At 66.4% G+C, this 15669-nt stretch carries 9 protein-coding genes and 1 pseudogene; 6 read left to right on the top strand and 4 right to left on the bottom strand.

The annotated features are described in order from the left end of the window. Positions 1-1293: 1293 nt before the first annotated feature. Entirely contained in the window at positions 1294-2694 is a 1401-nt protein-coding gene (locus ACIQU6_RS42040; protein ID WP_403487543.1) for a thioester domain-containing protein, read from the top strand. A gap of 1213 nt (positions 2695-3907) precedes the next feature. On the opposite strand, the gene ACIQU6_RS42035 is transcribed toward ACIQU6_RS42040, so the two are convergent. Continuing rightward, positions 3908-4060, bottom strand: a complete 153-nt coding sequence (locus tag ACIQU6_RS42035; protein WP_403487541.1) for a transposase — start codon at positions 4058-4060, stop codon at positions 3908-3910. A gap of 57 nt (positions 4061-4117) precedes the next feature. On the opposite strand from ACIQU6_RS42035, the gene ACIQU6_RS42030 reads away from it, so the two are divergent. From ACIQU6_RS42030 to ACIQU6_RS42020, 3 genes are all read left to right on the top strand, one after another. Continuing rightward, positions 4118-4285 (top strand): hypothetical protein, encoded by a 168-nt coding sequence (locus ACIQU6_RS42030; RefSeq protein WP_403487539.1) that lies wholly within the window; start codon positions 4118-4120, stop codon positions 4283-4285. A gap of 1553 nt (positions 4286-5838) precedes the next feature. Further along, a complete protein-coding gene (locus ACIQU6_RS42025; RefSeq protein WP_403487538.1) occupies positions 5839-9021 on the top strand; it encodes a hypothetical protein in 3183 nt (1060 codons plus the stop codon). 361 nt (positions 9022-9382) lie between these two features. Continuing rightward, positions 9383-9592, top strand: coding sequence for a hypothetical protein (locus tag ACIQU6_RS42020; protein WP_403487536.1), 210 nt, complete (start codon positions 9383-9385; stop codon positions 9590-9592). 105 nt (positions 9593-9697) lie between these two features. Here ACIQU6_RS42020 and ACIQU6_RS42015 read toward each other — a convergent pair. The 3 genes and pseudogenes from ACIQU6_RS42015 to ACIQU6_RS42005 all read right to left on the bottom strand — a co-directional run. Next, positions 9698-9871: pseudogene (locus ACIQU6_RS42015) on the bottom strand (transposase); the annotation flags it as partial. Between the two features lie 27 nt (positions 9872-9898). Next, positions 9899-10063, bottom strand: coding sequence for a hypothetical protein (locus ACIQU6_RS42010; RefSeq protein WP_403487535.1), 165 nt, complete (start codon positions 10061-10063; stop codon positions 9899-9901). 882 nt (positions 10064-10945) lie between these two features. Then, the gene (locus tag ACIQU6_RS42005) at positions 10946-12157 is read right to left on the bottom strand and encodes a hypothetical protein (protein ID WP_403487533.1); all 1212 of its coding nucleotides are present in this window, start codon (positions 12155-12157) and stop codon (positions 10946-10948) included. Positions 12158-12360: 203 nt separating this feature from the next. Here ACIQU6_RS42005 and ACIQU6_RS42000 point away from each other — a divergent pair, with 203 nt between their 5' ends. Both ACIQU6_RS42000 and ACIQU6_RS41995 read left to right on the top strand, forming a co-directional pair. Further along, positions 12361-13587 (top strand): RICIN domain-containing protein, encoded by a 1227-nt coding sequence (locus ACIQU6_RS42000; protein ID WP_403487531.1) that lies wholly within the window; start codon positions 12361-12363, stop codon positions 13585-13587. A gap of 366 nt (positions 13588-13953) precedes the next feature. Continuing rightward, entirely contained in the window at positions 13954-15579 is a 1626-nt protein-coding gene (locus ACIQU6_RS41995; RefSeq protein WP_403487529.1) for an FAD-dependent monooxygenase, read from the top strand. Positions 15580-15669: the final 90 nt, after the last annotated feature.

Genomic DNA, 15669 nt, shown 5'->3' with positions numbered 1-15669 from the left:
ATCACAACATCCTTGTCTGGCAGGGGAGAAGGGCCTGCCAGGAACCAACCTCCCAACAAAACACACCAGAACTAAGCAGCGACACCCTACTAGGGGGCCGGCTCGGGCTTGCTCTGTGATCCATTGGTGATACCTGTCAGCCGAAAGTCGACAATGCACAGGGGCCGGTGGGGTAACTGTCAAAAACTACAGCGCATGTGATGTTTCATCAGGCAAGATACCTCAAGGCTCTCGACGCGGGTACCCGCAGTACGGAGCCTGCGGGTGCACGATGTGCACCCGGCCCGTCGGCACCGGATCAGGACCACCAGCACGACCCCACACGCATGATGGACTGCCGGCAACCCGTTTCCGGCAACTGCTCCCGCTCCTCGCACTCCGCGACGGCCTGGCGGCCCGAGCCGACCGGTGCGCGGAGGCCTGCGCGGGTACAAGCGGACATCGAAGTGACGGAATCGGGCGGGCCATTGCGCCTGGTACGTGACACCCGCGCACGCAAAGCCCCGGCATGGATGTCCGCCTCCGTGCCGGCCTATGGGCACCAATACTCTGATCCCGGCTGCCAAGCCCCATCGAAGCCAGGGATCTCATCATCGTGGCGGTTCCTGGAGGCCACGACTCCCGCCCCCTGCTGCCACAGCCTCCACGGTGCGAGGAGAAGCACGGGTCGCGGTCTGCGGCTCTGGAACGGGACTCCAGGGGCGGTGTCATGCCCGTCGCAGTCAACTCGAAGGCAGACAGGGCGTGTTCCGGTGATGGTGGATCCGAGGGAGCTTCGGGATACGGCGGGCAACGGACACACAGGGGCGTGAGGGTGTCGGGGAGGAATTTCCTCCCTCCAGTGACAGGCCGGAACTCGAACCGCACTCAGTCGAGACGAGTCGGCCAAGACCGATCTGGAGCACGGCCTGCCGCGGCACGGCCCGGCTCGCGACCGAGCCCAACTCGTCGCCGAGATCCAACGACAAGTCCGGTGTGAGCGGCGGCAAATGACCAGAGAGTACGGGGGCGGCTGCGATTGGCCCTCTCAGCCATGCGGCGCTCCGCTGCGTATCGGACAGTTGGGCCTGATTCCGAAAGGCAGTCAACTATTTATCTGTGTCATCAACTTTGGGAGTCCCTTGGACCCAGCTTTGTTGAACTAGCGTTCGCGCCGGTTCAGGGAATCTCATGTCGAATCTATGCCAATGCGAGGCGAGCCTCCCCATCCCGCCTCGCCTGGAAGGAAGTTCAATGATCCGATCGCACAGTCGGAAGGCTGGTGGCGGTGCCGTCATGCGCCGTGGCTCTGTTGTGACGGTGTTCGCGGCGGCGGGAGTTTTTGCCGCCGCGACGCCGGGGGTGGCGGACGGCCAGATCCGCAGCGGCCCCACTGCGGCCCTGGAAGGGCTCGTGGTGTGGGACAAGGTCCAAATCAAGAGAAACGGGCGTCTGGAGCAGGTGGATGCCGGACTGCTCGGCCTGAAGGTTGCAGGCACGGGCCGCCTGTACACCTATTGCATCGAGCTCTTCCAGCCCACCTACCGCGGCACTCAATACCAGGAGACGCCCTGGAAGGAGAGCTCGCTGCAAAACAATCCCGACGCCGGCAAGGTCAACTGGATCCTGCAGAACTCCTACCCGCAGGTGAAGGACCTTGCAGCGCTCGGCAGGGCGGCGGGCACCGACCAGCCGCTCACCGAGAAGCAGGCCGCAGCCGGTACCCAGGCCGCGATCTGGCGGTTCTCCGACCGCGTCGAGACCTATGCCAAGGATCCGGCGGCCGACAAGCTCGCCAATTACCTTGAGGCGCAGGCCCAACCCCTACAAGAGCCGAACGCCTCTCTGTCCTTCGACAAGCAGTCCGTCTCGGGCAAGAGCGGTGAGCGGCTGGGGCCGCTCACCCTCACCACGACATCCTCGAACGTCCGCGTGGGACTGATCTCCGAGGAGAGGGGCGTCAATCTGGTCGACGCCGACGGGAAACCGGTGACCACCGCCTCCAACGGCTCGCGCCTGTACGTCGATGTGCCCAAGCGGGCTGCTGCCGGGTCCGCCAAGCTCCGGGTCGAGGCCACCACCACGGTCCCCGTGGGGCGGGTGTTCACGGGCACCGACCAGAACAAGTCCTTCCAGAAGCTGATCCTGGCCGACTGCACCGGCAGCACCGTCACGGCCGCAGCGTCCATCGACTGGACCCTGCCCTCTCCCCCCGCGCCGCCCACTACGCCGCCTACTCCCACCACGCCGCCCACCGCCCCGGGCTGCACCGACAAGTGCTCCCCGTCCACCACTCCGCCCTCTCCCCCCGCGCCGCCCACTACGCCGCCTACTCCCACCACACCGCCCACTACCCCGGGCTGCACCGACAAGTGCTCCCCGCCGCCGCCCCCGCCGAGCGACCTGCCCCTGCCTCCGCCCCCGCCCAAGGCCCCGGACATGCCTCCGCCCCCGCCCAAGGCCCCGAGCGTGCCTCCGCCCACTGCGCAGGCGCCGTCCACCGCTCCGGCCAAGCCCGCCACTTCGACGGCCGGTGCCTCGCCTTCGACTGGTACGCCGAGCACCGATTCCGGAGCCTCCTCCAAAGGTGACCTTGCGGCCACCGGAGCCAGCACCATCAGCCGCGTGGCGGGTATCGGGGCCGCGGTCCTGCTGGCCGCAGGCGTCACGATTGTTGTTCTGAGCAACCGCCGTAAGGGCCGCGCGAGCAAGTGACCCTGGGCACATGCACCTTCCATGGACGAGTTGCCCGGAGAGAGAGGAGACACCCGGTGAGTGCCGACCGAAACAGCCCCCGCGGGCGTGCGGTGAAACCCATCCGGCCCTGGTGAGGGCCTCGTCTTCCAGCGGCCCGGATGCCCCGAAGGCATGCACTGACCAGCGGCAGGCGTGTCCATGAGGATGGCCCCGGCAATCGCGCCGGGGCCATCCGTCGTCCTCCGTCGGCGCGCGCCCTCGTGCCCTACCGGCCCGTGGGACATCGTGTACCGAGATATCCCACCGGTCGGACGCGTCGGCTCGGATTCCCGGCACCATCAGCCGCCTTGAGCCCCCTTTCTCTCTGTGGACCTCGGGAACGGTGCCATCCGACCGCAGGGCCGCCGACGAGGCTCCGGCCGCACTGGTCCACTCGACGACAACCCCAAGGGGCCCCGCAGCCAGTCGCGTTGCCCTGGGAGACCATCAGGTACACGGCCGACTCCCGGGCCCGGGCCCGGAACCCATGCGGGAGGTTCACCGGCATCCGGGCGTTCAAGACGGACAGCACCACCACCCGGCCGATGCCGGCCGACATCTGGTTCATCGAACCGTCCGACCCGGTCTTCGGCAGCGTCCCCGGCCACGTCGGCGTCCGCCGGCGGGCGGCCCGGCTGCACGATCTGTGCGAGGGCACTACCAGCGCTGGAACAACCAAGGACGCCCAGACAAGGGCGAATTCGCAGTCAAGACGTCCGCGTCGCTGCGCGGCCACGGCGTGCTGCCGGCCTGTCGGGTCGAGGGCTGCGGATACGGCAGGAACAGCACCGGTCTGCGCGTCGCACACGTACGCCGAGTGTTCGAGAGCGACGAGGGCCTTCTTCTTGCCAAGGCAGGACATGAGCCGGTGGCGGGCGCCGAGGTAGGCGGTGTCCCGGGTGCGGGAGGCGGCCATGGCCGCGGTGCCCGGCGCGGCGCCGAGCCACCGGTTCCCGTGACGCCGGCGGCCGGACCGGTGTCTACCGGGCGGTCTCCGCGATGAGGGCTTCGGTGACACCCTGACCGACGCCGGGGATGGTTCGAGCAGCCAGCCCGGGGTAGCGACCGCGAGGGTTTCCAGGGCCGCGCGCGTCGTCTCCGGCGCCAGTTCCAGGCGGTTCAACAGGCGGATCGCAGCATGCACATGGGCGGCGGCGGTGCGCTGCCGACCGCCGCGCTCCAGCAGACGGTGTTACCGCAGGTGCCGCAGCAGGAAGGTCAGCAGCCGGTCCGTCTGAGAGTTCTCCCTGGTCAGACGAGCGCGGAACTCGCTGATTACCGAGGCGTCGAATCCCGGATCCTCCAACGGCAGGCCCAGGAGGAACTTCCAGTCCACACGCCGCACACGACCTCCGCGCCCTGACGGTCCGTCAGGCTCCCGGCGAACCGCAGCACCGAGGCCATGGCCAGCCGGGCCGGCAAGGTGGACGGATGCCCGCGAGCGGCGAACTGGCCGGCGATCTCCTCGTCGATGCAGACCTCGCCCAGCGCATCGCGCATCCGGATCGCCGGCGATCCTTTCGAGAACGCGGCCCGCGCGACCTGCTCCGTCAACGCCGAAACCTCATAACACGGCCTGGGCCACAACGAGATGACGGATCACCCCACCCGATCCCCCACGAACGGCCGTACGCTCTCACCGTCCCGCCCGAACGAACAGCACGCAAGATCCGGTGTGAAGAGACCAGCAGAGTCACCCCTGGGGTCACCTCCTGAGCGCTGCTCCCCCGGAACAAGGACACCTACCCCAGCGCCTACTGCCGGCGTATCGCCGCCCGGCACGGCAGGCAGCGTGCGTGCGTCGCGGTCATGCACCAACTCGCCATCGCCATCTGGCACATCCTCCGGAACAAGACCGTCTACCACGACCTCGGAGTCGCCCACTTCACCGGACGCGACCTCGAACGAGCCATGCGGCGCATGACCAAGGAAGCCAACTACCCTGGCCTCATCGCCCACTTGACCCCCTCCCATTTCAGAGAAACCTCCGAATCACGCGTATCACTCTTGTTGCATCTTCTGTCAACTTTCTGCCACGCAGATTGTTGCAACAGTGGCCATAGCCTCGGAAGCAGACCGCCTGTCTAGGCAAGAACTGAGGAGGCGTCATGAGGCTTAGGAGCATGGGAAGGTGAACCACTTTCCCCGGGTGTCCGACGAGTCGGCGGGCCACCGTATGAGGCTTTACGGCACGGCCTACGCCGTGTTCAGAGCACGGAGCCTCCGACCAGGTGTGCCGGCGTAACGGCCGAACCCCTCCTGCCGGTACGCCGGTTGCCCCCGACCGTTGCAAGAGGACAGTCACCTGCGACGGCTTCGCTTCCGATGCCGCGGCCGCTGCTCCGCCGCCGCAGCCACGATCCGGCGCGGCCGCCTGCCGCCTCGTGTACTGCCTGCTCTTTTCTCTGCCCGTGGACGGAAGAGAGCTGTTCAGCCGGAGCAGGTACTTGCCAGTGCATGCAGGGCTGAACCCGTAGCTGCGCTTTCTGCTCCCCGCGCAAGGCGGCGGTTCGCTCGTGAGGGCGTCGGCTGGAATACCTGTCTAACCGATGGCGAGATCGACTGGGTCTTTCCGGTACGTAGGCGCTCCCACAACCTCATTTGTTCCAGACGCAGTTATGCGGCGTGATATCACGAAGAGGTTTTATCGTGTCCATGTATATGAACGAAGAATTTCCCAAAAAACAGCGAGCTCGGCGCTCCGATGCGGGGACCCAGTCGGGGCGTGGGCAGCGCGAGCAGGAGTCCTTGAGCGACCCGGCCCCCGGTGCGGCCGGGTTCGGGGAATGGGCAAGGCAAGAGGGGGTGGAGGAGCTGTGGCGTCGTGAAGGAGGGGAACTGTACCGGACAGCGCAGCAGTTCAGCGTGGAGCAGGACCGGCTTGCCGATCCGTTGGTCAAGCCGACTGGGCGCTCCTGGCGTGAGATGACCATTGCCCAACTCGCAACCTGGGCGCTCGGGCTGTCCTCCGCCACCGCTCCTGGCGAGGCACCGTCCCAGCCGCCACAGGCGACACCGTCACAAGGCACTGGGAAGACGCACCCTTGGCCAGACGGGCCGGAGCTGCGTGACCGGGAGCGGAGGAGGGACGGAGACGGCCCGAGGTCGACCGGATGGCCGGGCATGCTGCAGAGGACCACCGGCGCCGCGTTCCGGAGTGAGGCTGAGCAGAGGGCCTTGCATGCCTGGATCGCACCGCATCTGAAAAGGCATCAGGCTCACCACCAGGGGCTGAATCCTCCCGCCTCCGCCTGGCCGCTTCCTGGTGCGGGGGCCAGTCCACTCCCCGCCAGCGAGCTCAACCCGGCAGAGAGAACAGCGGAATCTGTCGCGGATGGCAAGACACAGCACACGGGGCATCTGTCCCGCAACGATCAGCTTGCAGGTGACCTCGCCGTAGCCATGGGTCTGGCCTGGGGCAGAGCCCAGGCCAGGGCACCACGGGACGGAGGCTGGGCCCAGGCCGAGACGGAAGCCGACGCCGAAGCCCGAGCCGGGAACGAGGCCGAGGCCCAGTTCTGGGCCCGGACCTGGGCCCGGACCTGGGCCCGGGACAAGGCCGCGGAATGGGACCTGGCCGGGGCTCTGGCCGAGGAACTGCTTGAGGCGCAGATCGAGGAACGGGCCGGCGCGGCCAGCCACGACACAGCCCCAGCCGTCCTGACCAGGGAACAGGCTCAGACTCAGGCCCAGGCCCTGACCGAAGCCTGGACCGAGAACCTGGCCGAGGACCTGTATCAGAAATGGCTCCGGACACAGCCCGGCGAGATCAGTCAAGGCACTGCTCCGCTCACCCAGGCCCGGACTTCGGTCGAGACCCTGGTCAAGAACTGGGCCACGAGCTCCTACCAGGAACCTCCTGAGACTCAGCTCGAAGAGCAGTCCGACGGCTCTCGCAGGACACGGAGGTCCGCCGGCACCGGCGAAGACCCGCTGCGCATACTCCAGGCCAGCCTGGATGCCGCATCCGCCAATGCTAGGGCGGAGGCAGGGCAGCGCTACGTAGACGAAACCGTGAGAAAGGTTCTCAAGGAAGCTGTTTCATCAGTCGACATCGGAACCCTATCTCTCGATGAGGAGTTCACCGTCACTTTTCTGCATGCTCCGGCACAGTTTGGCACTACAGGACATCGCGAACGCAAGATGTACACGCTCAGAGAGCTTGCGTTGGGTGTTCCGTACCGCAAGAACATGCTGCACCTGGGCGGGCAGACGACGGTCCATGCTATTACACCGGCTCGGAGCGACTTTCCTTCCGTCGTCTTGCGCGCCCTCAAGGGGGGAGAAATTCGCTCGGGTGTCGCCGAAGAGTTCTCCAGGGATGCGGACCTCCTAGAGAAAGGCGACGCACTCAAAGACGCGTTTACGGGCTTCTCTCGCTCAAGGCTCCGCGGCAGAATGATGAGGCTCATGACCGATTTCACGGATATCGAAGAGGCGCTTTTTGCCTATGCCTGGCTGAATGGGAGCCTGACGGAAAATCTTGTCATCTTCAAGGGCAAGGTCATCCCGGACGTGGTGGGCATAGTAGGGATCCATGAATACTCTGGCCTCCTTGTTTCTGTGGCGACTGGCGAGACGCACTTGTGGCGCAGGGACGACGGCTCGCCGAGATTCCAGGAGTTCATCAAGAAGCATCTGTCCGAGTTCGACCGCGCAGCCGCGAAAGTTGACGACTTCATTCCCGACTTTCCGTGGTACCACCGTGGCATGGATCGGGCCTCTGAGGAGATAAAAGTCAAGGTCTCGAAGCCGCGCATCAAATTTAAGCGCGCTCAGGACAGGGACACCTTCGGCGAGCTCCGCAAGGCATCCTTCCAGCGGCTCAAATCCAATCTCAACGGCTACGTGTACACCAAGGCGGAGCAAGACCAGGATCTGACCGGGCAGTTCGGCCGTGCGGCCGTCCAGGGCGGCGAAATCCTCATGATGCTCGTGATAGCCGCAAACCCCGGCACCGCCGGCGCGCTAGCAGCATTCGCCTCGGGGCTGGGCTTTGGTTTCGGTTCCGCATACTTCAGCGAGATGATCGCAGAGAACACCGACCAGGGAGACGTCTATCGTCAGGCCATGGAAGACGCGCAACTGGACAGGTGGCTGTCCGTCGGCGCAGCGGCCCTGGACTTCAATCTGGCCCTACGCAATATCGGCAAGCAGGTTCCGAAATCCGTCAAAAGCATCTTCGATGTGGTCGGCGATGCGCAGCGAAAAGTTCTTCACGGGCGGGCCGCTCATATCGCATCGAATGGTGCGAAGACGAAAAAGTTCACCCAGGAGATTTCCGGAAATGGAGCGGTCTGCTGGGATGCGGTGGCCAAAGTGCAGAAGATGGCTGGCATCATTACGCCTCAGGAGTTGCAAGCGCTGCGCGCAGTACGCTCGAATAGTTTCGAGGCATATCTCGGGGGTGCCGGGAAGGAGATCGTGAACCGCGAGAGCCTGGCCAACCTGCCCGGAGGATACCGGATAGCCTTCGTAGTCGAGGAAGGCAATCAACGTCAGATGATTCACGCCATGCTGAGCACAGGAGACAGCAAGATGGCAGGGCTGAACAATGCTGGACTTCACAAAAAGCTCTCGCCAGGATTCGCGGAGGTAGACTTCAAGAATGAAGTCAACCGTAACCTGCTGACCTTCTCAGACGACGGCACCACCCGCCTCTTGGAGAGAGGCAAAGTGAGAGTATATGCAGAATCTGGCACTCCGGAGTTCCGTATCGAGACAACGCGTCCGGAGATCACCTCCACCGCTCTCAGCAGCGGTGAGAGCGCCACGAGAGACGGTCTCCTCAGCAGCGCCAGACAACGCTCCACGGGGGAAGGCAAGACCATAGGGAAGCTGATCGAGAACCCGGCGGGCCAGTGCGAGAAGCTGATGACTCCCGTCGCGTCGTTCATGCGCGACAACGGTTTCACCGACATCAAGTACCGGGGCATGGGGATCTGGGACAACGTCTCCGACCGCACCTACATGAACCACTATGCCGTCGTGGGCGAACGCGCCGGGAAGCGCTGGGTCTTCGACCTGTCCGCCGGACAGTTCGGGAACAAGGGCATGCAGGGGCTCGACGGCCCCATCATCGACCTTGAGGAGAACTGGGCCAAGAGGTACGCGGACAGCACCACACGCAAGCTCATCAAGTACCAGGACTTCGATACCGCCGGCAGGGCCACAAGCACGTTCGGTTCCGTCACAGGCCTCGACCCGCTCGACTACATACCGGACAGCACTCTCCTCAACTCCCCGACCTGGTACCAGTTGTCCAAGAGTCCCATGCCCTTCGACAGCAGGGCACTTACAAGGTGAGGTTCCCCCGAGACGTGGGAGGAGTTGACGTTGGGTCAGATGAAACTCATGAGAGACATCCCAGGAGCGTAGATGTCAACTCGTAGCCGATTCCACGCAATGCGACCAGGCGGTTGCCTCGTCGTAGCGGGTGCTGGTCTTGGGGCATCCGTGGAGTATGCCGACGAGCCGGTTGGCGAGCTGGCGCAGCGCGCCGTTGTGGCCGGTGCCGCGGGCTCGTTGCGCTAGTAGGCATGCGCGTTGGGCGAGACACGCAGGGTGCTGAATGCCTGGGTGAGCAGGGCGTCGATGAGTCGGTCGTTGTGGACGGAGCGGGCCAGGGCGACCTTCTTCTTTCCGGAGGCGCGGGTGATCGCCCAAAATGCGCCTCGACCTGCCCTTGCAGGGGCTTGATCTGGGTGTTGAGCACGTCCAGGACGGCGAGCAGTACGCCAACGGAGGCGGCGTGGGCGGCGGTTACGGCCTCCGGCTGACCAAGGTGCCCAGTGCGCAGCGCCGTCTGGATCGCTGCTGTCTTCGAGGCCACGTTTCTGCGGCGGGCGCGCTTCAAAGCGGCGCTGATCTGGGTTGAGGTCACCGAGCGGCTTCCGCCGGGGTGGGGGGCCTTGCCGAGTAGTTCCAGCGTGTCGGGGGCGTCGAGGTCGTCGAAGGCCACGAGCGCGGCGGGGAAGTAGTCGCGCAGCGCGTGCCGCAGTCGCTGGCTGTGCCGGGTGCGCTCCCGAGTCAGCGTTCTGTGGGGGCGGATGACGACCTTGACCGCCTCGGCCTGCGCGAAGTCCCCAGCAACGGGCCGCAGCTGGTGGCTGCGAGTGCGGACCATGTCGGTCAGCACGTGTGCGTCGCCAGGGTCGCTTTTGGCCCTGGCGACCCCAGCCGGTCACGGGATCGGGCGGCCCGCAGGGTTGACCGCCAGTACCGTGTAGCCTGCGGTGATCAGGGCGCGTGCCCACGGGCCCCGGTCGGTCTCGATGCCCACGAGAACCTCGGCCTCGTCGGCCCGCCTCCCAGCCAACTCGCCCAGTATCGCGTGCAGTCGGGCCATCCGGGTCACACCCTCGGGCAGTCGGGCCTTGGCCAACCGGTGGTTGGCCAATCCGGGCGATACAGGTTGATAGGTCTTCCTCTGGTGACCGCGTCCATGCGGGCTTGTAGTTGGGTGGGTGGTGGTCTGGTGGACCATGCCTGCCGCCAACGTTTCAGGGTGATGGACGGGGTCAGCCAGCTGCGGACGTTGCGGATTGCCTGGGGACAGCAAGGTCGGTCGGGGCTGATGGGGCTGAGCGAGGCAAGGAGAGTGCGCTGCAACTACCGCTTGCGTCGCCTCCAGAACGCCCGACGGCGTTGCGCTCACTCAACCCCGGCATTTCCCGCGGCCCGCAAGGCGAAGCCGACTCTATGACAAGGACGTCTCTTCCAAAGACGTCTCTTCCCAACAGGACCGCAACTGTTCCTTCAGAGACGGGACGGACGCGGTATCGCAGGACATCACCACCATGAGCCTGCCGAGCTCGATGCCCTCGGGCTTCTGCACGTAGGACCATCGCGGTCCGGCCCGCAGCAGGGTCTCGAAGAGAACACAGCGCCGACGACAAGACCGACAGTCCCGGGAAAGCGGGGAGCGCTCACGAGGCGGTCCTTCCGTTCGGGTTCAACGCCGAACAGTGGCTGCCTAGCCAGGCTTGTGTCACCCAGTGAGCGCTGACCCCAAGGTGAGCCGCGGGCGCGGCTGCGCCACGATGGCGCGGCGGGTGAGGGGCCGCCTGGGGAGCGAGCGTGCCGACGCGAGGGGCGCGGTATGCGCGCTGCTCGCGTCGGCGTTCATCGATCACCGTGACGGCGGATAGGGGGCGGTACCGCACGCCGAAAGAACAACGCCAAGGACCGTCCACGCCCGGCCAGACGTTCTGGCGCGAGCCGAAAGCCCTCACGGAGCGACGATCACCTGGTACGCCTCACCGTCGATGATGCGGTCGGCCACGACAGCACGGCCGAGTTCTCCTCCCGCGCCCGTGTTCTCACTCCGGGGAACGTGGGCCCGTATACAGGGCGCGCCCGCAGGGTTCCGTACCTTGTCGACGGTCCATACGCCGCCGGTGTTCCGAGGGATGATCTCCGCGCACTGGGCGCCCGGCGTACCGCCCTCCCGGGACTTGGCGAAGGGGAACTCGTCACACGAGTCGTCCCGGACCGTGGGGTCCTTGACGAACTTCGGCGCCCACCGGCACGACCGCTTACGCCGGTCCTTCGCTCTCTGCTCGTCCTTGTCGCGGTGGAGCGGCTTGTCCTCGGTGCCGAAATTATTGAACGTGAGGTTTTTCTGCGCCCACTCGTAGGCGACGGCGGCGGCCCCGTAGAGGGACTGACGGATGGTCACGTTGGCCAGGTGGCCCATGACAATGCAGCCGGGGTACTGGCCGACCTCCGCATCACAACGCAGGTTGGGGCCGGGCCAGTCCGCCGCGAGTTTGAAGGGTCGTTCCGCGTCGGGAAGTGTCCCGATCGCGTGGTAGCTGGGCTGGATGTAGGCGGTGAACCCCTTGGCGACAGGGGAGTTGTAGGTGAGAGTGCTGTGGTCCTTGGTATGGCCGCTACTCAGGACCACAGGCGCACCGCCCCAAGCGGGCGGTCCCGCAACGCACTGGCCGGCGCAGGTGGAGCGCAGGGCCAGCGTCACGGCTTTGATGTTGGCGGTCTTGTCGACGAGACGGACGTCGATGTCCTCCGCCCACTCCGCTTTCGTGGAGCTGAGGTGGGACCCGATCGTGATGCCGACCAGGGCGAGGCCTTCCACCTTCTCGCCATCGCCGAGGAGTTCGTACGTGGCCGCCTTGCCCACGCAGTAGGCGTGGCGGTCGGAGACGATGCTGTCACCGCGGACGCGGTCGCACAGGCCGGATGCGTCGCTGACCGTGGCGGTGCCACGGGGCGGGGCGGGTGCGGATTCCATTTTGAAGCAGGACCAGGCCGCGCCCTGGCGGCCGAGCCGGGAGGTGGGGGCGACCGGCTCGCACGTGCCGTGCCCCTTGGGGGCGGTCTTGGCAGGTGCGGCGGCGGCCGTTTGGGCGCCCCAGGCGAGGAGGGCTGCGGTGAGGGCGAGCGAGGCTATCGCCGCCAGCAGGCGGCCGGTTCGTTTCATGACCAGGATCGAAGCGGCGCGGTGTGTGTGCGCGCCAGATCGGAATAAGCCCGTCCATAACCATTTTTGTCCCATTGCGGGCTCACACCCCCACCCGCGTGGCCACTACGTTCACCCGTTGACCACACACACCACCCACAGGGGGAAGCGCAACGATGCGCCCGACAAGACCCGCCAGCCGCATAGCCAGAGCACTCATAGCCATGACCGCCTCGGCCACCTGCGCCATCACCGCCGTGGGCCTCGCGCCCTCGCCGGCCGCCGCCGCACCCGTCGCACCCGCGCAGACGCCCCAGGCAGGCCAGTCTTGTACGGTGGCCGACCTCGGCACGCGGCACCCGTTCATCAAAACGTCCGAAGTGACCCCGACGATCACCCACTTCAAAGGCTGGTACGTCACCGACGGCTCGACCGGTACCCAATCCGTCAACACCAGCGTCCAGACGACCATCTCCGTATCCGTCGGCCTCAACGGCAACGTCGAAGGCAGCTTCGCCGTCGAAACCCTCGGCAACGTCGGCGCGAGCCTGGGCCTGAACGTCCAGGTGAACTACACGTCCACCAGCAGCACGTCGACGTCCGTCACGTGGAACTTCAGCAATCCCGGCTACTACGGCCTCTACAAGGGCACCAAGAAGGTCACCGGTACGTACGGCAGCCTCAACTGCAACCGCGTCCAACAAGACGACGGCAGTTGGGCGCTGAAGTGGATCGAAGGGGCCGACACCGGCAGCTACACCACCTACACCACCCTCGAAGAAGGCGCGGTGCGCTGCGAGGACAAGGTCCCCGCCAACAGCATCATGCGCAAGGCGCAGGACCTCCTCGACTGTGGCTCCGCCACCGCCACCGCCAAGCACGCGGCGGGCCCGGTCCCCTCGGCAAAGGCCACCGCAGCCCGGCACGCGGCCGAGAGCGCCACCAAGGCCACCAAGAGCGCGAAGAGCGCCCCGGCCACCGCGCCCACCGTACGGGCCGCTCTCAACTGTGGCACCGACGCCTACAAGATCGCCGTACCCGGCAAGCCCCTCTCCTGGGGCGCGCCGCTCCTGGCGGCGGACAGTGTCCGCCTGCGGCCCTCCACGATCTTCAGTGCCCACCTGGACAACTGGCGCCTGTGCAACGTGACGGAGCACGACGGAGTCCTTGAGGCGTCCCTGTGGAACTGGGGCAACGGCGGGTGCGCGACCATCGCCGCGCAGAACGCTGCCAACGAAGGGGCACTCCTGCAGACCGCCCCCTGCGCGGAGGACGACCTCCAGCGGTTCTACATCTACCGCGACGTACCCGGCTCCGGGAAGATCGGCGTCCAGAACAAGTACACCGGCTACATGATCGGCCATGACCGCTACGCCGACGGCGAGTCCCTGCGCCAGTACAGCAGCGGCAGGCAGGACGGCACCGGCACCTACGACCTGGTGAAGGTCTGACCGCCAACCAGCCATAACCGCTCGGGCCTTGGCGATTCCGGCTGGGGCCCGAGCCGTTTGCGGCGGGCGGGTAGCGTGCACCGCCACGCGCTTGCGTTGGGACTGGCTCGGCCCGCTGTGACGGGTGCCGTACGCGTCGACGATCGAGCCGTATCGACCATCAGCTCAATCAACTCGCCCTGGCTGGTGAGATGGCGGTACAGCGATGTGGTGCCGGTCCCCAACTCGGTCGCGATGCGCCGCATCGACCGTACGTCGACGCCCTCGCCGTCGGCGAGTTGGACCACGCAGCGCACGATCTTCGCACCGCTCAGCACCGGGCGGGCGCTCCGCTCCCGGTCACGCATCCAGATCAGGGAGCGGGCTGTGGTCGAGAAGACACGAGAGCAGCGTACGCGTGGGAATACAGTGATCCCGAAGTCGGGAACACCGTTCCCAACGGAGGGGGTTCACATGTCGGAGATTCCAGTGGTGATTGCCGGGGGCGGCACCGTCGGTCTGGCCACCGCCGTCTTCCTCGGCCATCACGGGGTGCGGTCGCTTGTCATCGAGCGCCGAGCGACGCCGTCGAACCACCCGCGTGCGCTGGGGATATCCCTGCGCACACTGGAATTCTTCCGCGAGGTGGGGCTGAGCGAACAGATGGCCGGGGCCGCTGTACAGTCAGCCGCCCTGTGGCGGGCGAAGGCACGCACGGTCGCCGAGATCGACCGCAGCCAGGCACCACCCCGTGCACAACAGAACGCTTCCTTCGCCCTCTCGCCGGAAACACCACTGGGACACTATCCGCAGAACCGGATCGACGCCGTACTCATTCCCGCCGCTCGCGAACGCGGAGCGACCGTCGAGTTCGGCGTCGAGGTGACGGGGGTGCGGCAGGACGCCGACCACGTGTCGGTGACGCTGTCCGACGGACGCATCGTCAGCGCCGACTACCTGGTGGGCGCCGACGGGCTGAACAGTTCGGTGCGCGACGCTCTCGGGGTCGCCACCACCGGACCGGGCGAGATAGGCGACGCCACACTGAACATCCTGTTCAACGCCGATCTCGCCGGCCGCTTCGGATCGATGCCGGCCATGACACAGATCACCCACCCCGACGCGGCGGGCATGCTGCTGGCCGTGGGCGACGGGCGCTGGGTCCTCCACGTCGTTCCAACCCGGGAGGAGGCTCTCTCGAAGGAACGCTGCGCACAGGCGGTCCGCACGGCAATCGGGGCGGACGTACCGGTGGAGATCGTCAGCGTGCTGCCATGGCGCGCGACAATGCGGATGGCGGATGCGTTCCGGTCCGGACGGACGTTCCTGGTAGGCGACGCAGCGCGGGCCGTCTCACCGCTCGGCGCGTTCGGTCTGAACACCGGTGTTGCGGACGCGCACAACCTGGCATGGAAACTGGCCATGGTGCTGGACGGCCAGGCGGGAGACCGGTTGCTGGACAGTTACCACCAGGAGCGCCATGCAGTCGCCGAACTGGTATCGCAGCAGGCGCTGTTGCGCTGGAACAACCCGCGGCTGCACTGGGACCCGAGGGCCGCGGAGGAACGCCGCGCCATCGGTGTGTGGAACGCCCCGATGGTCATCATGGGATACCGCTACAACTCCTCGGCGGTGATCGACCCGGTCGTCGAGCCTCCGTCCACCGAGGACCTCGCGGTGAGTCTCGACGGGGCACCGGGCTCGCGGATCGCGCACCGATGGGTGGCCGACGAGACCGTGTCCACCCTCGACCTCAACGCATCCCGCTTCGCCGTGCTGGCCGGCCCGACCGGCGAGGACTGGTGCGAGGCGGCGCGAACGGTCGCCGCCTCGCGGGGAATGGACCTGCGCACGGCCCTGCTCGACGAACAGGTGGCCTCCTCCCTGAACCTTGAGAAGGACGGTGTCCTCTTGGTACGCCCGGACGGCTTCATCGCCTGGCGCACCCGAGGAACGGCGGACCCCGCTTGCCTGGAGCGGGTACTCGCCGCTGTCACCGGGCGTCAGAACTAGGGCGCTTCTGACGGATCTCCGTGGAGGAAGGAGCGGCGTCTGGTGCGTGCGATCGCAAGGCGCCGGGATGTCTTCATAGCGGAGCTATGG

Source organism: Streptomyces sp. NPDC090442, assembly GCF_044769405.1.
In the GTDB taxonomy this organism is placed as follows: domain Bacteria; phylum Actinomycetota; class Actinomycetes; order Streptomycetales; family Streptomycetaceae; genus Streptomyces.
This window is presented reverse-complemented; position numbering and strand designations above follow the sequence as displayed.